Here is a 22,438-nt window from a genome sequence, read left to right as displayed (position 1 = left end):
CGCGCACGGTTGCGGCCCCCGCGCCGCCCGGTCAACCTCCGACCCGAAGGAGACGCCCATGACCGTGCATCCCATCCGCTCCCTGATCGCGGACCGCTGGATCGACCCCGGCCCCGAGGCCCGCCCCGTCCACGACGCGGTGACCGGCGCGCAGATCGGGCGCGCGGGCGGCCCGCTCGACGTGGATGCCATGCTCGCCCACGCCCGCGGCACGGGCGGCCCCGCGCTGCGCGCAATGGGCCTGCACGACCGCACCCGCATGGTGAAGGCCGTGGCCCTCCACCTGCGGGGCCACCGCGACGCCCTCTACGAGGCGTCCTACGCCACCGGCGGAACGCTCGCGGACCACAGGATCGACGTGGACGGCGGCATCGGCACCATGCTCGTCTTCGCCTCCAAGGGGCGGCGCGAGATGCCGGACCACGACCTCCACGTCGACGGCGGGTGGGAGCCGCTGGGCCGCACCGGCGCCTTCGGCGGCCTCCACGTCTGCACCCCGCTCACGGGCGCGGCGGTCCACATCAACGCCTTCAACTTCCCCGTCTGGGGGATGCTGGAGAAGCTGGCCCCCACACTGCTCGCGGGGATGCCCGCCATCGTGAAGCCCGCGACGGCGACGGCGCAGGTGACCGAGCTCTGCGTCCGGCTGATCCACGAATCGGGCCTCCTGCCGCCCGGCGCGCTCCAGATGGTCGCGGGCGGCCTCGGCGACACGCTCGACCGCCTCGGCTGCCAGGACGTCGTGACGTTCACCGGCTCGGCGGCCACCGCGCTGCACCTGCGCGCCAACGCCAACCTGCTCCGCAACGCCGTCCGCTTCACCGCCGAGCAGGACAGCCTCAACGCCTCGCTCCTCGGCCCGGACGCGGGCCCCGGCACGCCCGAGTTCGACCTCTACGTGAAGGAGGCCGCGCGCGAGATGACCGCCAAGGCGGGCCAGAAATGCACCGCCACCCGGCGCCTCATCGTGCCCGCGGCCCATGCCGACGCCCTGCAGGAGGCGCTGTCCGCCCGACTCGCGGAGGTCACCGTCGGCGACCCCCGCGCCGAGGGCACGCGCATGGGCGCCCTCGTCTCGCAGGCCCAGCGCGCCAACGTGCTGGAGAAGGTCGCCACGCTCCGCGCCGAGGCCGACCTCGTCCACGGCGCGACCGAGGGCTTCGCCGTCGCGGGCGCGGACGCCGAGGCGGGCGCGTTCCTCCCGCCCCTCCTGCTGCGGACCAAGGACGCCGACGCCGCCTCGCGCGTCCACGACACCGAGGCGTTCGGCCCCGTCTCCACGATCCTCCCCTACCGCGACCTCGACCACGCCATCGCCCTTGCCAACCGCGGCGGCGGCAGCCTCGTGACCTCGCTCGTCACCCATGACCCGGACGTGCTGGGCGCGGTGGTGCGCGGCGTGGCCCCGTGGAACGGGCGCATCTACTCCGTCGACCGCGACTCCGCCCCCGAGGCGACGGGCCACGGCGCGCCGATGCCCCACCTCGTCCACGGCGGCCCCGGCCGCGCGGGCGGCGGCGAGGAGCTGGGCGGCATCCGCGCCGTCCTCCACTTCATGCAGCGCACGGCCGTGCAGGGCAGCCCCCGGATGCTCTCCGCGCTGACCGCCCGCCACCTTCCCGGCGCGCCCACGCCCGCCGCCGACGTGCATCCGTTCCGCAAGCGCTACGGCGAGATGGCGATCGGCGAGACCCACCACGCCGGCCCCCGCACCGTCACGCTCGACGACATCGAGACCTTCGCCCACTTCACCGGCGACACCTTCTACGCCCACATGGACGCCGAGGCGGCGGCCCGGAACCCGTTCTTCCCCGGCCGCGTGGCCCACGGCTACCTGCTGCTCTCCTTCGCGGCGGGCCTGTTCGTCGATCCCGTCGAGGGGCCGGTCCTCGCCAACACCGGCCTCGACCGCCTGCGCTTCCTCAAGCCGGTCGAGCCCGGCACCCCCGTCTCCGTCCGCCTCACCGTCGCCCGCAAGACCCGCCGCACCGACGACTACGGCGAGGTCCGCTGGGACGTGGAGATGACGGATGCCGAGGGCGACGCGGTCGCGACCTACGAGCTGATGACGATGGTGCGATACTGACCCGCGGGGCCGGTCCCCGAGCCGGTCGGCGGACCGCGACCCCGTGCCCCTTGCTCCCGCCGCGCGACTCGCCCCTCATCCCCGCATGGCCCAGCGCACTTGGTCCCTGATCGTCACGCTCCTCGGCGACCGCACCCGCCACGACGGCTCCGCCGTGTCCGGCCAGGACATCGCCGCCGCGCTGGAGCCCGCCGGGATCACCCCGCAGGCCATCCGCACCGCGCTGCACCGCCTCCGCGCCGACGGCTGGATCGAGACGACCCGCGACGGGCGCGCCTCGCTCCACCGCCTCTCCGCCTCCGCCCTTGCCCAGACCCGCGCCGCCGCCCCCCGCATCTACGGCCCCGCGCCCGCCCCCGGCCCGCTCCACCTCGCCCTCACCGAGGCGCCGCCGCCCGGCGCGGCCACCCTCGCCCCCGGCCTCCACGTGGCCCGCGGCCCGCGCCCGGCGGCCACGCCCGGCCTCACCGGCACCGACCTGCGCCTGACCCCCGCGCAGGCCGCGTCCCTCTGGCCCCGGCCCCTCCGCCGGGACGCGAAGGCCCTCCTCGCCCGCGCCGCCGCGCCGCCCGACTCCCCGCCCGAGACGCACCGCCTCCTCGTCCTCCACGACTGGCGCCGCCTCGTGCTGCGCGCCCCCGACCTGCCCGACGCCCTCGCCCCCGCCGACTGGCCCGGCGACGCGCTCCGCCGCGCCGTCCACGCCCTGCTCGCCGCGCCCTGAGGGCAACGCCCCGGCGCCGATGGCGCGAACGAACCGCGAACGCCCTTCCGCTCGCCCCCCCGATGCCCTACCTAGAGCCCATAAGAAAAAGGGGCACGGGCACATGCCGGACGATCTGATGAGCCAAGGGGCCGAGACCTACGACGCCTCCTCCATCGAGGTGCTGGAGGGGCTGGAGCCCGTCCGCAAGCGCCCCGGCATGTATATCGGCGGCACCGACGAGCGCGCGCTCCACCACATGGTGGCCGAGGTGCTCGACAACTCCATGGACGAGGCCGTCGCCGGTCACGCCAACCGCATCGAGGTCGAGCTGCACGCCGACGGCGCCTGCACCGTGCGCGACAACGGGCGCGGCATCCCCATCGACCCGCACCCCAAGTTCCCCGGCAAGTCCGCGCTCGAGGTCATCCTCTGCACGCTCCATGCGGGCGGCAAGTTCTCCGGCAAGGCCTACCAGACCTCCGGCGGCCTCCACGGCGTCGGCGCCTCCGTGGTCAACGCGCTCTCGGACTCGATGGTCGTGCAGGTCGCCCGCGACCGCCAACTCCACGAGCAGCGCTTCTCCCGCGGCGTCCCCCTCGGCCCGGTCGAGAAGGTCGGCGCCGCGCCCAACCGCAAGGGCACGACCGTCACCTTCCACGCCGACCCGCAGATCTTCGGCAAGCACGCCCTCAAGCCCGCGCGCCTGCTCAAGATGGTCCGCTCCAAGGCCTACCTCTTCTCCGGGGTCGAGATCCGCTGGAAGTCCGCCATCGACGACGGCGAGACGCCCACGCAGGCCACCTTCCACTTCCCCGGCGGCCTCTCCGACTACCTCGCGGAGACGCTCGGCCCCGCCTCCACCTACGCCGACGCCCCCTTCGCGGGCACGGTCGACTTCCAAGAGCGGTTCGGCGTCCCCGGCAAGGTCGAGTGGGCCATCAACTGGACGCCGTCGCGCGACGGCTTCATCCAGTCCTACTGCAACACCGTCCCCACCCCGGAGGGCGGCACCCACGAGGCCGGGTTCTGGGCCGCCATCCTCAAGGGCATCAAGGCCTACGGGGAGCTGGCCAACAACCGCAAGGCCGCCCAGATCACCCGCGACGACCTGACGACCGGCGGCTGCGCCCTCGTCTCCTGCTTCATCCGCGAGCCGGAGTTCGTGGGCCAGACCAAGGACCGGCTCGCCACCACCGAGGCGCAGCGCCTCGTGGAGCAGGCCGTCCGCGACCGCTTCGACACGTGGCTCGGGCAGGACACCAAGGCGGCGGGCGCCATCCTCGACTTCCTCGTGCTCCGCGCCGAGGAGCGACTGCGGCGCCGCCAAGAGAAGGAGACCGCCCGCAAGTCCGCCACCAAGAAGCTCCGCCTCCCCGGCAAGCTGGTCGACTGCTCCCAGAACGCCCGCGAGGGGACGGAGCTCTTCATCGTCGAGGGCGACTCCGCCGGCGGCTCCGCCAAGATGGCCCGCGACCGCAAGACCCAAGCCCTCCTCCCCCTGCGCGGCAAGATCCTCAACGTGCTGGGCGCCGCCTCCTCCAAGCTCGGCACCAACGCCGAGATCAGCGACCTGACGCAGGCGCTGGGCGTCGGGCTAGGCACCCGCTTCGTCCTCGACGACCTGCGCTACGACAAGATCATCATCATGACCGACGCCGACGTCGACGGCGCCCACATCGCCTCCCTCCTGATGACGTTCTTCTTCACCCAGATGCGGCCCATGATCGACGCGGGCCACCTCTTCCTCGCCTGCCCGCCCCTCTACCGCCTGACCCAAGGGGCCAAGCGCGTCTACTGCGCCGACGACGCCGAGCGGGCGGAATGGGAGGCCAAGGGCCTTGGCGGCAAGGGCCGCATCGACGTGAGCCGCTTCAAGGGCTTGGGCGAGATGGACGCCAAGGACCTTAAGGAGACCACGATGGACCCGGCCTCCCGCAAGCTCATCCGCGTGACTGTGGACGAGGACCTGCCGGGCGAGACGGGGGACTTGGTGGAGCGCCTGATGGGGAAGAAGGCGGAGAAGCGGTTCGAGTATATTTCCGAGAATGCGCGGTTCGCGGGGGAGTTGGATGTTTAGGCGGCTATTTGGTTGGGCTGTCCTAGTCGCATTTTCCGGATTATTATTACTTGTCTTTCTTCGACTATCAGCGTTTGTAGCATATGTTTGGCGTGGAGCGCAGACCCTCGAACCAAGCGTGTACGTTCCACTGGCCGTCACGCTAGCTACCGCAGTTGCCGGATTGGCTGCGACTCTCTTTACACAATATCAGACAAAAAAACGAGAACGTGAAGCTTCCTATAGAGCACGCAAAGTCGAGGTCTATACAGATTTTCTCCGGATTGTGGAAACCCTGCTCAATCAGACCAAGGCCCAACTAAGCGATCCGAACTTTGACGAGAAGAAGCTGCATCTAGATTTTGCGACCGTCCGATCGAAAGCAGTTCTCTGGGCCTCACCGTCGGTACTGAAGGAGTTTTCTGAATTCACTAAGCTTGGTCCGGGCAATCCGTTTGCGGCGGTGGAAGTTCTAGAGAGGATCCAGAGGGCGATGCGGGAAGATCTAGGGCTAAGTAACGGCGGTCTAGATCAGGGTTTTTTTGTCCATCTGCTCCTCAACCGTGATGGCTCGAGGGATTATGCTTCAATAGTAAAGAAACGGGAGTAGACGCTTCCGGCGCAGAATTTACGTATGCCGCCCTCGGAACCCGTAGGGTGGGCGAAAGCCCACGCGTTCCGCGCCCCGCCACCCGCGCCGCCGCGTGGGCTCTTGCCCACCCTACGGCCCGCCCCGCGCCGCCGCCCGGCCCCTATGGCCCCTCCACCGGCAACCGCCCCGCCGCGATCTCCCGGTGCACCGACGACCACGGCCATTCCACCGCCCACTCCACCAACCCGTGCTTCACCGGGTTGCACCACACGTAGCGCAGACATGCCGCCAACTCGGCCTCGTCCCGCACCTGCCGCTCCCAGAACCGCCGCTGCCAGACCCCGGCCTCCCCCTTCCGCCGCTTCGACGCGGATGGCCGTAGGGTGGGCGGAAGCCCACGCGTCGCGCCATCCGCCACCGGCGGAACGCGTGGGCCTTCGCCCACCCGACGCGACACCCCCGCCTTGATCCGCCGCCACCGCCCGGAGAAATCCGCGTCCCCCTCCGGCAAGGTCCACACCGCATGGAGGTGGTCCGGCAGCATCACGATGGCCTCCGTCCGGAACGGCCGCTCCCGCGCGCAGCGGCCGTAGCAGTCCCGCAGCACCTCGACATGGTCGCGCAGATCGACCCCCGTCCCGAGCTGCAGCCGGACGGTGAAGAAGAACGTCCCGCCCGGGACGAGGCGCCGACGATACCACGACATGCGCCCCGGATGACATGCGCACCGTTAACCGCCGATGAACCCGTAGGGTGGGCGAGAGCCCACGTGTTCCGTCGTCCTCCACCGGGGCGACGCGTGGGCTTTCGCCCATCCTACGCCAGCCCTACGCTCCCCCCATGCGCCTCGCCCTCGCACTCCTCCTCGTCCTCGCCGCCTGCGGGCGGCCCCTGACCGAGGCCGAGCGCGCCCTCCTCGCCCCCATCCACGGGCCTAGCCTCGACACAGCCCCCATCCGCATCCAGTCCAGCCCCACGGTCGGCGTGTTCCCCATCACCTACCCCGCCCGCCCCCGCACCACCTGCCGCGAGCGGATCGGCCCGCCGCCCAAGACGGATGTGATCACGGGCCGGACGGCCGGTATCGTGTTGTTCCAGCGTCTCTTCCTGCGCCCCGACATCGCCCGCCCCGACTGGGCCGCGCTCGATCCCGCGCCCGAGGGCTCCGACGAGCCGCCCGCCCTGAACCTCGCCGCCGCGATGTTCTTCGTCCACGAGATGACCCATGTCTGGCAGTGGCAGAACCGCGCCGTGACCGGCTACCACCCGTCCAAGGCCTTCTCCGAGCACCTGACCACCGACGACCCCTACCTCCTCGACGGCGAGGGCACGGCCCGCTTCCTCGACTACGGCTACGAGCAGCAGGCCACGCTGGTGGAGGAATACCTATGCTGCGCCACGCTCGACCCCGATGGCGCGCGCACCGCCCGGCTCCACGCTCTCGTCGGGCAGGCCCTGCCCGTGGCCCCGCCACGGAGCTTCCCCCGCGATGTCTGGCTCCCCGAGGGGGGCGACGACCCCGCCACGATCTGCTCGGACCCGGCGGGTTGAGCGAGCGAACCGACGCCCGTCTTACCGAAGTGTTGACGCGCGTATGAACGCGCGTATGCACGGTGTATGCACGGCATCTGCACGGGGGGTGCACGCCTATTCGGCGCGCTCCGCGAGGGTCAGCCACTCCTCCTCGGCGGCCCCCAAGGCGGCCTGCCGGGCGGCCAGCATCTCGGTCGCCTTGGCGAACTTCACCGGCTCCCGCGCATAGAGGTCGGGGTCCGCCAGCAACTCCCCCAGCTTCCCGATCTCCGCCTCCAGCCGCTCCATCTCGGCGGGCAGCGCGTCCAGCCGGTGGCGCTCCGAGAAGGACAGCCCGCCCCCCTTCGGCGCGGGCTTGGCCTCCGCCTTCGGCGCCGGATTTCTCTTTTGTGGCAACGGCTTGTCCGCCGCTCGCTCGGGCCGCTGCGCGAGGTAGTCGGTCCAGCCGCCCGCATAGGCCTGCCACCGCCCCCCGCCTTCCGGCGCGATGGTCGTGGTCGCCACCCGGTCGAGGAAGTCGCGGTCGTGGCTGACCAGCAGGACCGTGCCCTCGTAGTCGCCGATCACGTCCTGCAGCAGGTCCAGCGTCTCCACGTCGAGGTCGTTCGTCGGCTCGTCCAGCACCAGCAGGTTGCTGGGCATCGCCATGATCCGCGCCAGCAGCAGCCGCGCCTTCTCGCCCCCCGACAGCGACCGCACCGGCGCCTTCAACCGCCTGTCGTCGAACAGGAAATCCTTCAGGTACCCCGCCACGTGCCGCGGCGTTCCGCGCACCATGACCTGATCCGACGCGCCCGAGACGCCCAGCTGCGGATCCAGCGTCAGCGTGTCCCACAGCGTCGCCTCCGGCTCCAGCCGCGCGCGGGCTTGGTCGAACACGGCCGGCTCCAGCCCCGTCCCGTGCTTGACGGACCCCTCGTCCGGCGCGACCTCGCCGGTCAGGAGCTTGACCAGCGTCGTCTTGCCCGCCCCGTTGGGGCCGACGAACGCCACCCGCTCGCCGCGCCCGACGCGCAGGTCGAAGTCGCGCACGATCGTCCGATCGCCATAGGCCTTCGACAGACCCCGCGCGTCGATCACCCGCTTGCCCGACTGCGGGCCGCCGTCCAGCTCCAGCGCCGCCGTCCCCTGGCGCCGGATCTGCCCCGCGCGCTCGGCCCGCATCGCCTGCAGGGCCCGGACCCGGCCTTGGTTGCGCTTGCGCCGGGCCGAGATGCCCTCGACCGCCCAGCGCGCCTCGGCCTTGATGCGCCGGTCCAGCTTGTGGCGCTGCATGTCCTCCTCGGCGAAGGTCGCGTCGCGCCACTCCTCGAACCGGTCGAACCCCCGCTCCTGCCGCCGCACCGCGCCGCGATCGACCCAGAGCGTCGCGCGGGTCAGCGCCCGCAGGAAGGCCCGGTCGTGCGAGATCAGGACGTAGGCGGTCCGCGTCGCGGCCAGTTCGGACTGCAGCCACTCGATCGCCTCGATGTCGAGATGGTTCGTCGGCTCGTCCAGCAGCATCAGCTCCGGCGCCTCGCCGAGCAGCTTGGCCAGCGCCGCCCGCCGCCGCTCGCCCCCCGAGGCGCGCGCCGGGTCGAGGTCGAGGCGCAGCTTCAGCCCCTCGGCCGCCGCGTCGACGCGCCAGCCCTCGGCCGGCCCGAGGTCCGACGTGGCGTAGTCGCCCAGCGTGGCGAAGCCCTCCATCGTCGGATCCTGCTCCATGTAGCCGACGGAGACCCCCTGCCCCAGCACGCGCTCGCCCGCGTCGGGCTCGACCAGCCCCGCCATCACCTTCATCAGCGTCGACTTGCCCGCCCCGTTGCGGCCCACGAGCGCCACGCGGTCGCCGGGCTGCACCACGAGGTCGAGGCCCGCGAAGACCGGGTCGCCCCCGTAGGTCAGCGCGATGCCGTTGAGTTGCAGCAGCGGCGGTCGGGCCATCAGGCGGGCTCCAGCAAGGCGGCCAGCAGGCGGCGGCGGGGGGCGGGGATGTCGGCCACGGGCAGGCCCGCGAAGACGTGGGTGGTCCCGAGGTCGCGGTCGATCACGGCGTGGTCCGAGATGCACGCGCCCATCGCCAGGTAGCCGCGCAGCATGGGCGGCAGCGGCGCGGGCGGCGCGTCGGGGAGGTCCGCGATGGCCACGGTCTCGGGCGCGCGGGGCGCGGGCCGCCACGCGTCGGGGGCGATCTCCGTGCGCAGGGCGGCGAGCGCGCCGGGCTGCGGGTGCGCGCCGGGGAAGGAGGCGCAGCCGAAGAGCGCCGCGGCGCCCTCGTCCAGCACCACGCGGGCGAGAACGGCGAGGAGCAGGCGCGGGAGGTCCGGGGCCCGGCGCTCGGGGGCGAGCGCCACGCGGCCGACCTCCAGCGCGACGGGGAAGCGGGCGGCGAAGGCGGCGAGGTCGTAGCTCTGCCCCGTGTAGCCCGACGCGATGGCGGAGCCGCGCAGGACCATCAGCCGCGCGCAGGCGGCGGGCCCCGCGGCGTCGGAGATCGCCAGATGCGTCGCCGCGTCGTCGAACGCGTCGCGGTCGGCCCGCCCGCCGCGGAACACGGACGCCCGGAGCGCGAGCGCGTCCGCCTCCGCGCCCGGGCCGGTCGTCACCCGCCATCCGCCGACCTGCATCTCCACGGGCGTCTCCAAAGCCTTGGCGGACCCCATCGGGACGCCTACGTCACGGGGCAACCGAATGGAGAAAGGTCGCGCGATGGACAAGGTGGTCAAGTCGGACGACGAGTGGCGCGCGCAGCTGGGCCCCGAAGCCTACAAGGTGCTGCGCAAGCACGGGACCGAGCGGGCGGGCACGCACGAGGACTTCCCCAAGGAGCCGGGCACCTACATGTGCAAGGGCTGCGGCGCGCCGCTCTTCGACCAAGCCGCCAAGTTCGAGAGCGGGACGGGCTGGCCGTCGTTCTACCAGCCGGTCGACGGGGTGCAGAGCGAGCGGGTCGGCGAGTCCGAGGACAACTCGTGGTTCATGCGCCGCACCGAGGTGCATTGCGAGCGCTGCGACGGCCATCTGGGCCACGTCTTCCCCGACGGGCCGCAGCCGACGGGGCTGCGCTACTGCATCAACGGGGTGGCGCTGGAGTTCGAGCCGGAGGGTTGAGGCGCGCCTCACCTCCCACTTGCACGACATGAGCATTGCGCGCGGGCGACGCCCGCGCGAGGGGGGCGCATGACCCGTGCCCCCCGCTCCGACCGCCTCTCCCACCTCCTCGCTACGCGCGACTGGCTGCTGGCCGACGGCGCGACGGGGACGGCCCTGTTCAACATGGGGCTGGAGAGCGGGGACGCGCCGGACCTGTGGAACGAGGCGCATCCCGACCGGGTGGCCGCGCTCTACCGCGGGTCGGTGGAGGCGGGGGCGGACCTGTTCCTGACCAACACGTTCGGCGCGAACGCCGCGCGGCTGAAGCTGCACGACGCGCAGGGGCGCGCGCGGGACCTCAACCGGATGGGCGCCGAGATCGGGCGGGACGCGGCCGACGCGGCGGGCCGTCCCGTGGTCGTGGCGGGCAGCATGGGGCCGACCGGCGAGATCATGGAGCCGATGGGGCCGTTGTCGCACGCGGGCGCGGTCGAGATCTTCCACGAGCAGGCCGAGGGGCTGCGCGACGGCGGCGCGGACGTGCTGTGGGTCGAGACCCTGTCTGCGGCCGAGGAGTTGCGCGCGGCGGCCGAGGCGGCGGCTCGTGCCGACATGCCGTGGTGCGTGACGATGTCCTTCGACACGGCGGGGCGCACGATGATGGGGCTGTCGGCGCCGCAGCTTGCGAAGGTCGTCGCGAGCCTGCCGAACCCGCCGGTGGCCTTCGGCGCCAACTGCGGCGTGGGCGCGTCCGACCTCGTGCGGACGATCCTCGGGTTCCCCGCGGGGGCCGGCCCGCTGATCGCGAAGGGGAACGCGGGCATCCCGAAATACGTGGACGGGCACATCCACTACGACGGCACGCCGGACCTGATGGCGGACTACGCGGTGCTGGCGCGCGACGCGGGCGCGCGGGTGATCGGCGGATGCTGCGGCACGACGCCGGAGCACCTGCGCCGGATGCGCGCCGCCTTGGAGACGGCGCCGAAGGGCGCGCCGCCCTCGCTGGAGGAGGTGGCCGCACGGCTGGGCGGGTTCTCATCCGCGGGGGACGGCGTAGCGGGCGCGGCACCGCGCGAGCGCCGGTCGCGGCGGCGCGCGCGGGCCTGACCCGTCGGCGGGGACGGAGAGCCGCGCCCCCGCCCCCGCCTATCCCCGCCGCAGGGCAGTCGCGGCGGGGTGTCCCTCAGAACAGCGCGAGCTGGCCGGTCTCGGCCTCGGGCACGCGGAACAGGTCGGTGCGCAGCTTGGGCAGGTGCGTGGCCAGCCCGGCAGCGGCGACGGCGCGCTTGAACCGCTGCTGCAGCAGGTCGGCATGGACGCCGCGCCCCCGCATCCGCACCCCGAAGCCCGCGTCGTAGAGCTTGCCGCCGTGGAACTCCCGCACGCGGGACAGCACCTTGCGGGCGCGGTCGGGGACGTGGGCGCGCAGCCACTCCTCGAAGAGCGGCGCGACCTCCAGCGGCAGGCGCAGCGGGATCATGGAGGCGGCGACGGCGCCCGCGTCTGCGGCGGCCCGGACGATGGACTCGACCTCGTGGTCCGTGAGGCCGGGGATGGTGGGCGAGACCATGACGCGCACCTGCACGCCGCGCTTGGCCAGCCGCTCGATCGCGGCGAGGCGGCGGGACGGCACGGGCACCCGCGGCTCCAGCTTGCGGGCGAGGTCGTCGTCCAGCGTCGTGACCGACAGGCCCACGCGGCACAGCTCCGGCCCCATCTCCCCCAGGACGTCGGCGTCGCGCTCGACCATCACGCCCTTGGTCGTGATGCCCACGGGATGGCGGTGGTCGCGCATCACCTCCAGCAGGCGCCGGGTGATGCGGCGGTCGCGCTCGACCGGCTGGTAGGGATCGGTGTTGGTGCCCAGCGCGATCATGCACGGCTCGTAGCCGCGGCGTGCGAATTCCTTGGCCAGCGCCTCGGGGGCGTTGGGCCGCGAGATGAGCTTCGTCTCGAAGTCGAGCCCCGGCGACAGGCCCAGCCACGCATGGGTCGGGCGGGCGTAGCAGTAGATGCAGCCGTGCTCGCAGCCCCGGTAGGGGTTGATCGAGCGCTCGAACCCGAGGTCGGGCAACTTGTTGGTCGAGATGACGGTGCGGATCGCCTCCTCCCGCACCTCCGTCCGCACGCGCCCCGGCAGCGGCGCGTCGTAGGAGTAGGGGTCGTAGCGCGACGCCTCGTTGGACAGCGCGCCGCGCCCCGGCAGCGCGACGGGCGTCGCGTCGGCGAGATGGTCGCCCCGTTCCCAAGCCTGTCCCATGCGGTGTTCCCCCACCCGGATGAATGAGAACATAAATAGAACATCGGGGGAATCACCGCAAGGGGCGGCCCGTTTCCGTCGCCGCCTCACGTCGTGTTGTCGCATTCTTCACTGTCATTCCGCGTCCCGCGCGGCAGATGTGGGCGGAGCACCACCGCGCAGGGGAGTCCGCGCCCATGTCCGACGAAGACGACATCGTCCTTGCCGACCTGCCGGACGACGAACTCGTCCAGCAGATGTTCGACGACCTCTACGACGGCCTGAAGGAGGAGGTCGAAGAGGGGGTCAACATCCTGCTTGAGCGCGGATGGACGCCCTACGACATCCTGACCAAGGCGCTGGTCGGCGGCATGACCATCGTCGGACACGACTTCCGGGACGGCATCCTCTTCGTGCCCGAGGTGCTGCTGGCCGCCGGGGCCATGAAGGGCGGCATGGCGATCCTGAAGCCGCTCCTCGCCGAGACGGGCGCGCCGCGCGTGGGCAAGATGGTGATCGGCACCGTGAAGGGCGACATCCACGACATCGGCAAGAACCTGGTGTCGATGATGATGGAGGGGGCCGGGTTCGAGGTCGTGGACCTCGGGATCAACAACGCGGTGGAGAAGTATCTCGAGGCGCTGGAGACGGAGCAGCCGGACATCCTCGGGATGTCCGCCCTGCTGACGACGACGATGCCCTACATGAAGGTCGTGATCGACACGATGGTCGAGAAGGGCATCCGCGACGACTACATCGTGCTGGTCGGCGGCGCGCCGCTGAACGAGGAGTTCGGCAAGGCCATCGGCGCGGACGCCTACTGCCGCGACGCCGCCGTGGCGGTCGAGACGGCGAAGACCTTCGTCGCGCGCAAGCACAACCAAATGGCCGCGGGCTGATCGTCTCGGCCCGCCGGGGCGGGCCGACCCGCCGGGGGCGCCGCCCCCGGACCCCCGGAGTATTTCAGGAACATCGAAGGGCGCGACCGGGGACGGGGCCGCGTCGGGCGGCCTAGGTCCGCTCGTGCTCCGCCAGCCGCGCCCAGTCGAAGGACACCCCCGTGCCCGGCACGTCCGGCGCCAGCGCCCTCCCCTCCCCGTCGATCTCCAGCGGGCGGGTCGTGTAGCGGTCGATGGGGAAGGCGTGGACCTCCATCGAGCCCGGCCTCGCCTGCGCGCTCACGAGCGAGACGTGCAACTCCTGCATCCCGTGGGAGCAGGCGGGGATGCCCGTCGCCTGCCCGAGGCGGGCCGCGCGCAGCCACCCGGTGATGCCGCCGCAGTTGGAGGCGTCGGGCTGGAGGAAGGAGAGCTTGGACCGCTCCACCGCCATGCGAAACTCGTGCAGGGTGTGGAGGTTCTCGCCCATCGCGAGGGGGCAGCCGGTGGCGTCGGCGATGCGAGCGTAGGCGTCGTAAAGGTCCGGCTCGACCGGCTCCTCGAACCAGACGACGCCCATGTCGTGGAAGGCGCGGGCGCGCTGGGTCGCGGTGTCGACGTCCAGCGCGTAGTTGGCGTCCACCATGAAGTCCGCGTCCCCGAGCACCGCCTTGACGGCGCGGGCGCGCGCGAGGTCGTCGTCGCGGCCGACCTTGATCTTCACGCCCCGGAAGCCGCGCTCGAGATGGCCCTCGGCGGAGGCGACGAGCTTGGGCAGGTCGTAGCCGAGGTCGATGCCGCCCACGTAGCAGCGGCAGCGGTCCGACACGCCGCCCGCCGCGGCGAGAAGCGAGCGGCCGTCGCGCTTGAGCGTCAGGTCCCAGAGTGCGATGTCCACCGCCGAGATGGCGAAGGCGGCGATGCCGCCGCGCCCGACGTAGTGGAGGTGCCAGCCCATCTCGTCGTGCAGGTGCTCCGGCTCGGGCATCCGTCCGAGCAGCCACGGGGCGAGGTCGTCGCGCAGCATCGCCGCCACCGCCGTGCCGCCGCGCCCGCCGGTGTAGGTGTAGCCCGTCCCCTCCGCCCCGTCGGCGTCGCGGACCGTGCAGGTGATCAGCTGGAAGTGCGAGTGGTCGCCATGCTTGGCGTCGACCAGCACCTCGTCCAGCGGCACGTCGAAGAGGCGCACCGTCACCGCCTCGATCGCGGCCTGCCCCCCGCCGGGGGACGGGACGGCGGCGGCCTCGAACCCGATGTCAGCCATTGAGCGACCGGCACTCGGGCACCGGCGTCTCGACGGTGCCGTCGTCGAGCCAGCGCGTGAGGTTGCGCACCACGAGGTCGCCCATCGCCTGCCGGGTCTCCATCGTGGCCGATCCGACATGGGGGGTCAGCACGACGCGCTCGGGCATGTCCTTGAGGGCCTGGGGGATCTTCGGCTCCTGCTCGAACACGTCGAGGCCGGCGCCCGCGATGGTCCCGTCCTGGAGGGCGTCGATCAGGGCGCCCTCGTCCACGACCGAGCCGCGGGAGACGTTGATGAGCGTCCCGCCCTTGCCCAGCGCCTTCAGCACATCGGCGTCCACGAGGTGCTTCGTCTCCGGCCCGCCGGGGGTGATGACGATAAGGACGTCGACCGCCTCGGCCAGCGCCTCCGGGGTGGCGTGATAGGCGTAGGGCACGTCCTTCTCGGAGCGGGAGTGGTAGTGCACCTCGGCGCGGAAGGCCTGCACCATCTGGGCGATGGTCTCGCCGATGCGGCCCATGCCGAGGATGCCGACGCGGCGGTCCATCGGCGAGCGGGTGAGCGGGAAGCCCTTCTCCTCCCACGCGCCCGAGCGGGCGTGGGCGTCGGCGGGGACGAGGCCGCGATAGACCGCGAGCCAGAGCATGACGGCGGTGACGGCCACCTCGTCGTTCAGGACGTTGGGCGTATGGGCGATGAGGATGCCCCGCTCGGCGAAGGACGGCGCGTCGATGGCGTCGTAGCCCACGCCGTAGCTGCTGACGACCTTGAGGTTCGGGGTGGTGGCGGCGACGTCGGCGGGCACGCCCCAGTGTCCGTCGGTTAGGATGGCGCGGAAGTCGGCGCCGCGGTCGCGGAGGAAGGCCGCGCGGTCGGGCTGGTCGAAGAGGACCGTGCGGTCGAACTTCGCGTCCAGCGCGTCGGCCATGCGGTCGGTGATGGTGCCGATCTGGAGCAGGGGTTCGTTGGGCATGGGGCGGTCCTTCGGCTGGTCACGCCCCGGGCTCGACCCGGGGCCTCATGGGGCGATGCGTCACGCGTGGCGCGTCGCGGGTCTGCGCCCCGGCTGAGGGCCGGGGCGTGGCGCGCTACTGGTCGGCGCGCACGGTCTGGCGCTGCGACCCGAGCTTCTCGATCGACAGCTCCATCACGTCGCCCGCCTTGAGGTAGACCGGTTCGGGCTTGATCCCCATGCCGACGCCCGGCGGCGTGCCGGTGGAGATGACGTCGCCCGGATGCAGCGTGAACATCTGGCTGAGGTGGCTGATGCACTGCGTCACGGTGAAGATCATCGTGGAGGTCGAGCCGGTCTGCATCCGCTTGCCGTTCACGTCGAGCGACATCGCGAGGTCCTGCACGTCGCCCACCTCGTCCTTCGTCACCAGCCACGGGCCGGTTGGGCCGAACGTGTCGCAGGACTTGCCCTTGGTCCACTGGCCCGTGAGCTTGGTCTGGAAGTGCCGCTCGGAGACGTCGTTGATCACGCAGTAGCCCGCGACATGATCCAGCGCGTCCGCCTCGGAGACGTACTTGCACGTCGTGCCGATCACGACGCCCAGCTCCACCTCCCAGTCGGTGTGCTCGGACCCGCGCGGCATCACCACGTCGTCGTTGGGGCCGACGATGGCGGAGTTGGCCTTCATGAAGAGGATCGGGTGCTCGGGGATGGCCGCGCCCGTCTCGGCGGCGTGGTCGGAGTAGTTCAGGCCGATGCACATGAACTTGCCGATGGCGCCCACGCAGGGGCCGTAGCGCGGGTCACCCGCGACCATGGGCAACGAGGCCGGGTCGATCTTGGACAGTCGGTCCAGCGAGGAGGCCGAGAGCGCGTCGCCTGCGATGTCGTCCACCTCGCCAGACAGGTCGCGGATGCGGCCGTCGGCGTCGATCAGGCCCGGCTTCTCGGCGCCGGGTTCACCGTAGCGGCAGAGTTTCATGTCGTCTTCCTTCCCCGCCCGCTCAGGCGTTCAGATATCCCAGCAGCAGGGACAGGAACGCCCCCACGTGCACGACCATGATGGCCTTGTCGTTCCACATCGCGCCCACCGCGAACCACAGGGCGATGCCCGCGAAGAAGGCCCACACGTTCCACGGCGTGGCCCCCAGCCCGGTCAGCCCGTAGCCCACCAGCTGCACGGCGGTGGCGATCCACTTGACGGTGTCGACCGTGCGCCACGGCCGCGGCTCAGTGGTTGTCACGCGCCACCCCCTTGCCGGCGGTGTCGCGGTAGTCGGTGGCGCCGCGCAGCGTCATGCCCTCGGCCAGCTGGCCCGCCCGCTCGCGGAAGATCTCCTGCCACGGGGTCTGGCTCTCGGGGATGAGCGGGGACGGGTCGAAGGCCGCGCGGCGGCGCTCCCACTCCTCCGGGTCCACGAGCGCGTTCGCGGTGCCCGCGCGCAGGTCGATCCGAACCCGGTCGCCCGTCCGCACGAGGGCGAGGCCCCCGCCCGCCGCCGCCTCGGGCGAGGCGTTGAGGATGGAGGGGCTGCCGGAGGTGCCCGACTGCCGCCCGTCGCCGATGCAGGGCAGCGCGTGGACGTTCTTGCGGAGCAGGTAGGCGGGGGGCCGCATGTTCACGACCTCCGCCGCGCCGGGGTAGCCGATGGGGCCGGCGCCCCGCATGATGAGGATGGACTCCTCCGTGATCCCAAGGGCCTCGTCGTCGATCTTCGCGTGGAAGTCCTCGGGGCCGTCGAACACCACGGCCGTGCCCTCGAAGGCGTCGGGGTCGTCGGGGTTCGACAGGTAGCGGTCGCGGAATTCCGGGCTGATGACGGAGGTCTTCATGATCGCCGAGTCGAAGAGGTTGCCCTTGAGGTTCAGGAACCCGGCCTCGGCCTTCATCGGGGCGGAGACGGGCTTGATGACGTCCGGCAGGTCCGAGCGGCGGTCGCCGCAGTTCTCGCCCATGCTGCGCCCGTTGACCGTCGGCGCGTCCGGGTGGGGCAGCATCCCCTCGGCCATCAGCTCGCCCACCACCGCCGGGACGCCGCCCGCGTGGAAGTAGTCCTCGCCCAGATACTCCCCCGCCGGCTGGAGGTTCACGAGGAGCGGCACGTGGTGGCCCAGCCGCTGCCAGTCGTCGTTGTCGAGCGCGACGCCCATGTGGCGCGCGATGGCGTTGAGGTGGATCGGCGCGTTGGTGGAGCCGCCGATGGCCGAGTTGACGACGACGGCGTTCTCGAACGCCTCCCGCGTCATCACGTCCGAGGGGCGCAGGTTCTCGCGCACCATCTCCACGATGCGCTGGCCCGTCTGGTAGGAGACGTGGCCGCGCTGGCGGTAGGGGGCGGGGATGGCGGCGGAGCCGGGCAGCTGCATGCCCAGCGCCTCGGCCAGCGAGTTCATCGTCGTCGCCGTCCCCATCGTGTTGCAGTAGCCCACCGAGGGCGTGGAGGAGGCCACGATCTCCATGAAGCCCGCGTCGTCGATCTCGCCCGCGGCGTGCATCTCCCGCGCTTTCCAGACGATCGTGCCCGAGCCCGTGCGCTCGCCCTTGAACCAGCCGTTGAGCATCGGGCCGACCGAGAGCGCGATGGCGGGGATGTTGACCGTCGCGGCGGCCATGAGCAGCGCGGGCGTGGTCTTGTCGCAGCCGATGGTGAGGACCACGCCGTCCAGCGGGTAGCCGTTCAGCGTCTCGACGAGGGACAGGTAGGCGAGGTTGCGGTCGAGCGAGGCGGTAGGCCGCTTGCCCGTCTCCTGGATCGGGTGGACCGGCACCTGCAGCGGCACTCCGCCCGCCTCGCGGATGCCGTCGCGGACGCGGCTCTCGAGGTCGAGGTGGTGGCGGTTGCAGGGGCTGAGGTCGCTGCCCGTCTGGGCGATGGCGATGATCGGCTTGTCGCCCTGCAGCTCCTCACGGGTCAGGCCATAGTTGAGATAGCGCTCGAGGTAGAGCGCGGTCATCTCGCGGTTCTCGGGGTTGTCGAACCACAGGCGGGAGCGGAGCTTGGTCATTCGGCGGCGTGCTCCGAGGGTCGGGGATCGATACGGTCGGCGGCGCGGCGCAACTCCTCGGCGTCGGCGGCGAGACGGTCGGCCATGCGGCGAAGGCGGTCCGCCTCGGCGACGTCCGGCGCGACCCGGCGGGCAGGGCGGGCGCGGGCGAACTCCTCCTCCGTCATCGGGGGATTGTCGCGCACCTCATCGAAGTCAGGGGGCATCGGGGGTCGGGTCGTATTCGTCATGGAACCGCTCCTCTCGCCGGTTGGCCTTGCGGAGGGAGATGACCCGGCGCCGGTCGTCCCGCCATGTGAAGATCATCATGTGGAGGCGCCCCCCAATCTTGCCGAGGACGCGCCACCGCGTCTCTCCGTAGTCGTATCGCCGGTCCTCGAACTCAAGGGCCGTCGAGAAGTCCATCCCGACCGCATCCGCGAAGGAGACGCCATGCACGGCGAGGTTCGCCTCCGCCTTCCCGTCGTCCCACTCCCATCCGTCCGGCGCCGTCACTGCCCCGACCACCCGCCATCCACGATATGCGGATGGCCGGTGGTGAAGGCGCTCTCGTCGGAGGCGAGGTAGGTGGCGAGCGCGGCGATCTCGCGGGCCATGCCCACGCGGCCCATCGGCTGGCGGGCGACGAACTGGCGGTGCGCCTCGTCGTAGCCGCCGACCTGCTTGCCCAGTTCCTCGACGCGGGCGCGCCACGAGGGCGACTCGACGGTGCCGGGGCAGATGCAGTTGCAGCGGATGCCCTTGGTGATGAAGTCCACGGCCACCGACTTGGTCAGGCCGATCACGGCGGCCTTGGTGGTGCCGTAGACGAAGCGGTTGGGCGCGCCGATCACCGAGGAGCAGGCCGAGGACATGTTGACGATGGAGCCGCCGCCCGCGTCGAGCATGTGCGGCAGCGCGGCGCGGATCGTGCGGAACATCGACTTCACGTTGACGTCGAAGCCGAAGTCCCACTCCTCCTCCGTCGCGGCCTGCGCGTCGCCGTGATGGACGAAGCCCGCGCAGTTGAAGAGCACCGTGGGCCGCGCCCGGTCCACGCCCGCGCGCACCGCGTCGCCGTCGGTGACGTCGAGCGCGAAGGTCTCGCAGTCGAGTCCCTCCAGCAGCGCCGCGTCCCGGTCGGTGGCGAAGACCTCCGCCCCCTCGGCCGCGAACATCTCGGCCGTGGCGCGTCCGATCCCCTGCCCCGCCGCCGTCACCAGCGCGCGCTTGCCCGTCAGTCGTCCCATCGAAATCCTCCCGCCCTGCGGCCTAGCCGCCCCCGCCCCACCCGTCTAGGCAAAGGCGCATGACACATCCCATCGCCCTCATCGGAACCGGCCTCATGGGCGCGCCCATGGCGCGCAACCTCGTCGCCGCAGGCCATACGCTCACCGTCTGGAACCGCACCGCGTCCAAGGCCGAGGGCCTCGGCGCGACGGTCGCCACCTCCCCGCGCGAGGCGGTGGCGGGCGCGCCCATCGTGATCTCCATGCTGTCCGCCGGACCGGCGTCGAAGGCGGTGCAGGAGGAGATCGGCGACGGGTTCGCCCCCGGCGCCACGTGGGTCGAGATGGGGTCGATCAAGCCCTCCGAGGCGCGCGAGGCGGCGGAGCGGCTGGCCGATCGGGGGGTGGCCTATGTCGACGCGCCGGTCTCGGGCGGAACCAAGGGGGCCGAGGGCGGCACGCTCGCGATCATGGCGGGCGGGCCGTCCGACGACTTCGCAAAGGTCGAGGCGGTGCTCTCCGTGCTCGGCAACCCCGTCCATGTCGGCCCGACCGGCGCGGGGCAGTTGGCCAAGCTGGCCAACCAAGCGATCGTGGCCTGCACCATCGGCGCCGTCGCCGAGGCGATGCTGCTGCTGGAGCGGGGCGGCGCGGACCCGGCGGCGGTGCGCCGCGCACTGAAGGGAGGCTTCGCCGATTCGACCATCCTGCAGCAGCACGGCGCGCGGATGACCGAGGGCGACTTCGTGCCCGGGGGCCTGACGCGGTTCCAGATCAAGGATCTCGACAACGTCGAGGATGAGGCGCGCGGGCTGGGGCTGGACCTGCCCGCCGTCACGGCCGTCAACGACCGGTTCAAGGTGCTGATGGACGAGATGGACGGGGCGGACCTCGACCACTCCGCCCTCTATCTGGAACTGCGGCGGCGCAACGGGCTGGACTGACCCCTCAGACATGGCGGGCGAAGTGGCGCGCGATGGCCGCGCGCAGCGCGGCGGGATCGCGGGCCAGCGCGGCGGCGAGGACGGCTTGGTGCTCGGCGACGATGACGGGGAAGTAGTCCGGCGTCAGCTCGTCCGAGGGAAGGAGCTGCTGGCGGAACTGCGCGTAGATCCCGCCCCACGTCTCCAGCAGCACGGGCGATCCGCAGTCGGACAGCATCGTCTCGTGAAAGTTGCGGTCGCTGCTGGTCCAGAGTTCGATCAGCGGGGTCGGGTCGGCGGCGGCCACGATCTGCCGCTCGATATGGACGAGCCGGTGATGCGCGGCGGCGAGCCGGGCCTCCCAGTCGATCCCGCCCGCGGCCATCGCGGCGCAGGCCCCCTCCTGCTCCAGCAGCACGCGCATCCGCGCGAGGTCGGCCAGCCGTGCGGGCGTGGCCTCGGCGGCGCGGAAGCCGCGCTGCAGTTCGAACCGGACGACGCCGGTGCGCGACAGCTGCAGCAGCACGTCGCGCACGGTGCCCGCCGAGCAGCCGTACTCGCCCTGCAGGTCGGCGGGCTTGATCCGGGTGCCCGGCGCGATTCGCGCGGTGGTGAGGCGGGCGAGCATATCCTCGTAGATGGCGTCCGTGCGCCACCGCCCGGCGGTCGCGGCCTCGTCGTGCAGGGCGTCCGGCATCGATCCTCCCCCCGCGCCCCCTCCTCCCCGAGTCGGCGCGGAATTTCGAAAATCATGCCAGATCGTGAGAATGCGTCAATCCGCACAAATCGCTTGCGCGGCTTCGCGGGGCCGTGCCACGCTCCGCCGCAGATGACGCGTGGGCGCCGTGGAGGCGGGGTCCGGGACGGCATCCCAAGGGAGGAAAGACATGAAGACGACTCACCTGACGGCGATGGCCGTCGGTGCCACGCTGCTGGCCGGCACCGCGATGGCGCAGACGACCACGCTCCGCATCCAGACCCATTACGGCCCCGAGACGACGTCGGGCGAACTGCTGACCGAGATGGTCGAGAACATCGAGCTGATGTCGAACGGCGAGATCGACATCGAGATGTTCTACTCCTCCTCGGTCGTCTCCTCGGTCGAGACCTTCGACGCGGCGGCCACGGGCATCCTCGACTGCGACGCGACGGGCGGCGGCTACCAGACCGGCAAGAACCCGGCGTTCCAGTTCGTCGGCGATATCATGGGCGGCTACGAGACGCCCGCCCAGCAGCTGTCGTGGCTCTACTACGGCGGGGGCCGCGAGGCCGCGCAGGAGCTGTACAACCAGTACGGCATGGAGCTGATCGGCTGGATCGTCTACGGCCAGGAGAGCTTCGCCTCGACCAAGCCGATCGCGTCCATCGAGGACCTGCAGGACTGGAAGTTCCGCTCGCCCCCGGGGATGGAGACGAAGATCTTCGAGAAGCTGGGCGCCTCGCCCATCGTGATGGACTTCACCGAGATCTTCACCGCGCTGGAGACCGGCATCATCGACGGCGCCGACGCGTCGGGCCTCGCGAACAACGTGGGCCTCGGCCTCTACGACATCGCGGGCTACGCCAACTACCCGGGCTTCCACTCGATGCCGTCCGACCACCTCGCCTGCAACAAGGCGGTGTGGGACGCGATGCCCGAGCATCACCGCGCCATCATGCTGACCGCCGTGTCGGACATCGCGCTCAAGTCGGCGCTGATCTTCGAGAAGCGCAACGCCGAGGCCGTGGCCCAGCTCACCGAGCAGGGCGTGCAGATCGACGCGTGGTCCCCCGAGGACCTCGCCGAGTTCCGCGCCGCCGCGCAGGCGACGTGGCCCGAGTTCGCCACGACCCCCGAGGCCGAGGCGCTGGTCGAGAGCCATATCGCCTACCTGACGCAGCTGGGCATCGTCGACGCCGCCGAGTGATCGGCTGAGACGCGCGGCGCGGCCCCCC

Annotated in this window: 23 protein-coding genes; 10 read left to right on the top strand and 13 right to left on the bottom strand. The window is 71.7% G+C overall.

From position 1 onward, the window contains the following. The first annotated feature begins 58 nt into the window (after positions 1-58). The 4 genes from paaZ to JQC91_RS16260 all read left to right on the top strand — a co-directional run bounded on the left by paaZ (position 59) and on the right by JQC91_RS16260 (position 5,458). Positions 59-2,086, top strand: coding sequence for a phenylacetic acid degradation bifunctional protein PaaZ (gene paaZ, locus JQC91_RS16275; RefSeq protein ID WP_203288419.1), 2,028 nt, complete (start codon positions 59-61; stop codon positions 2,084-2,086). Positions 2,087-2,171: 85 nt separating this feature from the next. Then, a complete protein-coding gene (locus JQC91_RS16270; protein WP_203288417.1) occupies positions 2,172-2,810 on the top strand; it encodes a PaaX family transcriptional regulator C-terminal domain-containing protein in 639 nt (212 codons plus the stop codon). A 103-nt stretch (positions 2,811-2,913) separates the two neighbouring features. Continuing rightward, positions 2,914-4,869 carry a DNA topoisomerase IV subunit B gene (parE, locus tag JQC91_RS16265; protein WP_203288415.1) on the top strand — a complete coding sequence of 652 codons (1,956 nt, stop codon included), beginning with the start codon at positions 2,914-2,916 and terminating at the stop codon, positions 4,867-4,869. A 118-nt stretch (positions 4,870-4,987) separates the two neighbouring features. Beyond that, positions 4,988-5,458, top strand: a complete 471-nt coding sequence (locus JQC91_RS16260; RefSeq protein ID WP_203288413.1) for a hypothetical protein — start codon at positions 4,988-4,990, stop codon at positions 5,456-5,458. A gap of 142 nt (positions 5,459-5,600) precedes the next feature. Here JQC91_RS16260 and JQC91_RS16255 read toward each other — a convergent pair whose 3' ends face one another. Further along, positions 5,601-6,146 carry a transposase gene (locus JQC91_RS16255; RefSeq protein ID WP_203288411.1) on the bottom strand — a complete coding sequence of 182 codons (546 nt, stop codon included), beginning with the start codon at positions 6,144-6,146 and terminating at the stop codon, positions 5,601-5,603. 134 nt (positions 6,147-6,280) lie between these two features. Between JQC91_RS16255 and JQC91_RS16250 the strand changes: the two genes are divergently transcribed. Further along, complete coding sequence (locus JQC91_RS16250; protein ID WP_203288409.1) at positions 6,281-6,991, top strand: hypothetical protein; 711 nt, start codon at positions 6,281-6,283, stop codon at positions 6,989-6,991. 96 nt (positions 6,992-7,087) lie between these two features. On the opposite strand, the gene JQC91_RS16245 is transcribed toward JQC91_RS16250, so the two are convergent. Then, a complete protein-coding gene (locus JQC91_RS16245) occupies positions 7,088-8,896 on the bottom strand; it encodes an ATP-binding cassette domain-containing protein (RefSeq protein ID WP_203288408.1) in 1,809 nt (602 codons plus the stop codon). Then, entirely contained in the window at positions 8,896-9,615 is a 720-nt protein-coding gene (locus tag JQC91_RS16240; protein ID WP_203288406.1) for a GNAT family N-acyltransferase, read from the bottom strand. The genes JQC91_RS16245 and JQC91_RS16240 overlap by 1 nt, the downstream gene beginning before the upstream one ends. A 46-nt stretch (positions 9,616-9,661) precedes the next feature. On the opposite strand from JQC91_RS16240, the gene msrB reads away from it, so the two are divergent. Both msrB and bmt read left to right on the top strand, forming a co-directional pair. Next, the gene (gene msrB, locus JQC91_RS16235) at positions 9,662-10,063 is read left to right on the top strand and encodes a peptide-methionine (R)-S-oxide reductase MsrB (protein WP_203288404.1); all 402 of its coding nucleotides are present in this window, start codon (positions 9,662-9,664) and stop codon (positions 10,061-10,063) included. 69 nt (positions 10,064-10,132) lie between these two features. Beyond that, positions 10,133-11,155, top strand: a complete 1,023-nt coding sequence (gene bmt, locus JQC91_RS16230) for a betaine--homocysteine S-methyltransferase (protein WP_203288402.1) — start codon at positions 10,133-10,135, stop codon at positions 11,153-11,155. A gap of 76 nt (positions 11,156-11,231) precedes the next feature. On the opposite strand, the gene JQC91_RS16225 is transcribed toward bmt, so the two are convergent. Beyond that, complete coding sequence (locus JQC91_RS16225) at positions 11,232-12,308, bottom strand: PA0069 family radical SAM protein (RefSeq protein WP_203288400.1); 1,077 nt, start codon at positions 12,306-12,308, stop codon at positions 11,232-11,234. 176 nt (positions 12,309-12,484) lie between these two features. On the opposite strand from JQC91_RS16225, the gene JQC91_RS16220 reads away from it, so the two are divergent. After that, positions 12,485-13,186 (top strand): B12-binding domain-containing protein, encoded by a 702-nt coding sequence (locus tag JQC91_RS16220; protein ID WP_203288398.1) that lies wholly within the window; start codon positions 12,485-12,487, stop codon positions 13,184-13,186. 112 nt (positions 13,187-13,298) lie between these two features. On the opposite strand, the gene JQC91_RS16215 is transcribed toward JQC91_RS16220, so the two are convergent. The 8 genes from JQC91_RS16215 to JQC91_RS16180 all read right to left on the bottom strand — a co-directional run bounded on the left by JQC91_RS16215 (position 13,299) and on the right by JQC91_RS16180 (position 19,601). Beyond that, positions 13,299-14,429, bottom strand: a complete 1,131-nt coding sequence (locus JQC91_RS16215) for a mandelate racemase/muconate lactonizing enzyme family protein (protein WP_203288397.1) — start codon at positions 14,427-14,429, stop codon at positions 13,299-13,301. Then, positions 14,422-15,384, bottom strand: a complete 963-nt coding sequence (locus JQC91_RS16210) for a 2-hydroxyacid dehydrogenase (RefSeq protein WP_203288396.1) — start codon at positions 15,382-15,384, stop codon at positions 14,422-14,424. Before JQC91_RS16210 ends, JQC91_RS16215 begins: the two co-directional genes overlap by 8 nt. Positions 15,385-15,499: 115 nt before the next feature. Then, positions 15,500-16,348, bottom strand: coding sequence for a fumarylacetoacetate hydrolase family protein (locus tag JQC91_RS16205; RefSeq protein ID WP_203288395.1), 849 nt, complete (start codon positions 16,346-16,348; stop codon positions 15,500-15,502). Between the two features lie 22 nt (positions 16,349-16,370). After that, a complete protein-coding gene (locus tag JQC91_RS16200; protein ID WP_203288394.1) occupies positions 16,371-16,610 on the bottom strand; it encodes a DUF6552 family protein in 240 nt (79 codons plus the stop codon). Then, positions 16,597-18,372 (bottom strand): IlvD/Edd family dehydratase, encoded by a 1,776-nt coding sequence (locus JQC91_RS16195; RefSeq protein WP_203288393.1) that lies wholly within the window; start codon positions 18,370-18,372, stop codon positions 16,597-16,599. The genes JQC91_RS16200 and JQC91_RS16195 overlap by 14 nt, the downstream gene beginning before the upstream one ends. Continuing rightward, positions 18,369-18,557, bottom strand: coding sequence for a hypothetical protein (locus JQC91_RS16190; protein ID WP_203288392.1), 189 nt, complete (start codon positions 18,555-18,557; stop codon positions 18,369-18,371). Before JQC91_RS16190 ends, JQC91_RS16195 begins: the two co-directional genes overlap by 4 nt. 10 nt (positions 18,558-18,567) lie before the next feature. Then, positions 18,568-18,867, bottom strand: coding sequence for a BrnT family toxin (locus JQC91_RS16185; protein ID WP_203288391.1), 300 nt, complete (start codon positions 18,865-18,867; stop codon positions 18,568-18,570). Next, positions 18,864-19,601, bottom strand: coding sequence for an SDR family oxidoreductase (locus JQC91_RS16180; protein ID WP_203288390.1), 738 nt, complete (start codon positions 19,599-19,601; stop codon positions 18,864-18,866). Before JQC91_RS16180 ends, JQC91_RS16185 begins: the two co-directional genes overlap by 4 nt. A 59-nt stretch (positions 19,602-19,660) precedes the next feature. On the opposite strand from JQC91_RS16180, the gene JQC91_RS16175 reads away from it, so the two are divergent. Next, positions 19,661-20,524 (top strand): NAD(P)-dependent oxidoreductase, encoded by an 864-nt coding sequence (locus JQC91_RS16175; protein WP_203288389.1) that lies wholly within the window; start codon positions 19,661-19,663, stop codon positions 20,522-20,524. 4 nt (positions 20,525-20,528) lie between these two features. Here the strand turns inward: JQC91_RS16175 and JQC91_RS16170 are convergent, their stop codons facing one another. Next, complete coding sequence (locus JQC91_RS16170) at positions 20,529-21,200, bottom strand: GntR family transcriptional regulator (protein ID WP_203288388.1); 672 nt, start codon at positions 21,198-21,200, stop codon at positions 20,529-20,531. Between the two features lie 190 nt (positions 21,201-21,390). On the opposite strand from JQC91_RS16170, the gene JQC91_RS16165 reads away from it, so the two are divergent. Further along, on the top strand, positions 21,391-22,410 hold the full coding sequence (locus JQC91_RS16165; RefSeq protein ID WP_203288386.1) for a TRAP transporter substrate-binding protein: 1,020 nt from the start codon (positions 21,391-21,393) through the stop codon (positions 22,408-22,410). Positions 22,411-22,438 lie beyond the last annotated feature (28 nt).

This window comes from Jannaschia sp. Os4 (assembly GCF_016820245.1).
Lineage (GTDB): Bacteria > Pseudomonadota > Alphaproteobacteria > Rhodobacterales > Rhodobacteraceae > Jannaschia.
This window is presented reverse-complemented; position numbering and strand designations above follow the sequence as displayed.

Coding starts and splice junctions, on each gene's coding strand:
- JQC91_RS16175 (WP_203288389.1), top strand. CDS start 19,661: ATGACACATCCCATCGCCCTCATCGGAACCGGCCTCATGGGCGCGCCC.
- JQC91_RS16250 (WP_203288409.1), top strand. CDS start 6,281: ATGCGCCTCGCCCTCGCACTCCTCCTCGTCCTCGCCGCCTGCGGGCGG.
- bmt (WP_203288402.1), top strand. CDS start 10,133: ATGACCCGTGCCCCCCGCTCCGACCGCCTCTCCCACCTCCTCGCTACG.
- parE (WP_203288415.1), top strand. CDS start 2,914: ATGCCGGACGATCTGATGAGCCAAGGGGCCGAGACCTACGACGCCTCC.
- JQC91_RS16180 (WP_203288390.1), bottom strand. CDS start 19,601: ATGGGACGACTGACGGGCAAGCGCGCGCTGGTGACGGCGGCGGGGCAG.
- JQC91_RS16195 (WP_203288393.1), bottom strand. CDS start 18,372: ATGACCAAGCTCCGCTCCCGCCTGTGGTTCGACAACCCCGAGAACCGC.
- msrB (WP_203288404.1), top strand. CDS start 9,662: ATGGACAAGGTGGTCAAGTCGGACGACGAGTGGCGCGCGCAGCTGGGC.
- JQC91_RS16245 (WP_203288408.1), bottom strand. CDS start 8,896: ATGGCCCGACCGCCGCTGCTGCAACTCAACGGCATCGCGCTGACCTAC.
- JQC91_RS16225 (WP_203288400.1), bottom strand. CDS start 12,308: ATGGGACAGGCTTGGGAACGGGGCGACCATCTCGCCGACGCGACGCCC.
- JQC91_RS16210 (WP_203288396.1), bottom strand. CDS start 15,384: ATGCCCAACGAACCCCTGCTCCAGATCGGCACCATCACCGACCGCATG.
- JQC91_RS16170 (WP_203288388.1), bottom strand. CDS start 21,200: ATGCCGGACGCCCTGCACGACGAGGCCGCGACCGCCGGGCGGTGGCGC.
- JQC91_RS16205 (WP_203288395.1), bottom strand. CDS start 16,348: ATGAAACTCTGCCGCTACGGTGAACCCGGCGCCGAGAAGCCGGGCCTG.
- JQC91_RS16240 (WP_203288406.1), bottom strand. CDS start 9,615: ATGGGGTCCGCCAAGGCTTTGGAGACGCCCGTGGAGATGCAGGTCGGC.
- JQC91_RS16215 (WP_203288397.1), bottom strand. CDS start 14,429: ATGGCTGACATCGGGTTCGAGGCCGCCGCCGTCCCGTCCCCCGGCGGG.
- paaZ (WP_203288419.1), top strand. CDS start 59: ATGACCGTGCATCCCATCCGCTCCCTGATCGCGGACCGCTGGATCGAC.
- JQC91_RS16255 (WP_203288411.1), bottom strand. CDS start 6,146: ATGTCGTGGTATCGTCGGCGCCTCGTCCCGGGCGGGACGTTCTTCTTC.
- JQC91_RS16220 (WP_203288398.1), top strand. CDS start 12,485: ATGTCCGACGAAGACGACATCGTCCTTGCCGACCTGCCGGACGACGAA.
- JQC91_RS16165 (WP_203288386.1), top strand. CDS start 21,391: ATGAAGACGACTCACCTGACGGCGATGGCCGTCGGTGCCACGCTGCTG.
- JQC91_RS16270 (WP_203288417.1), top strand. CDS start 2,172: ATGGCCCAGCGCACTTGGTCCCTGATCGTCACGCTCCTCGGCGACCGC.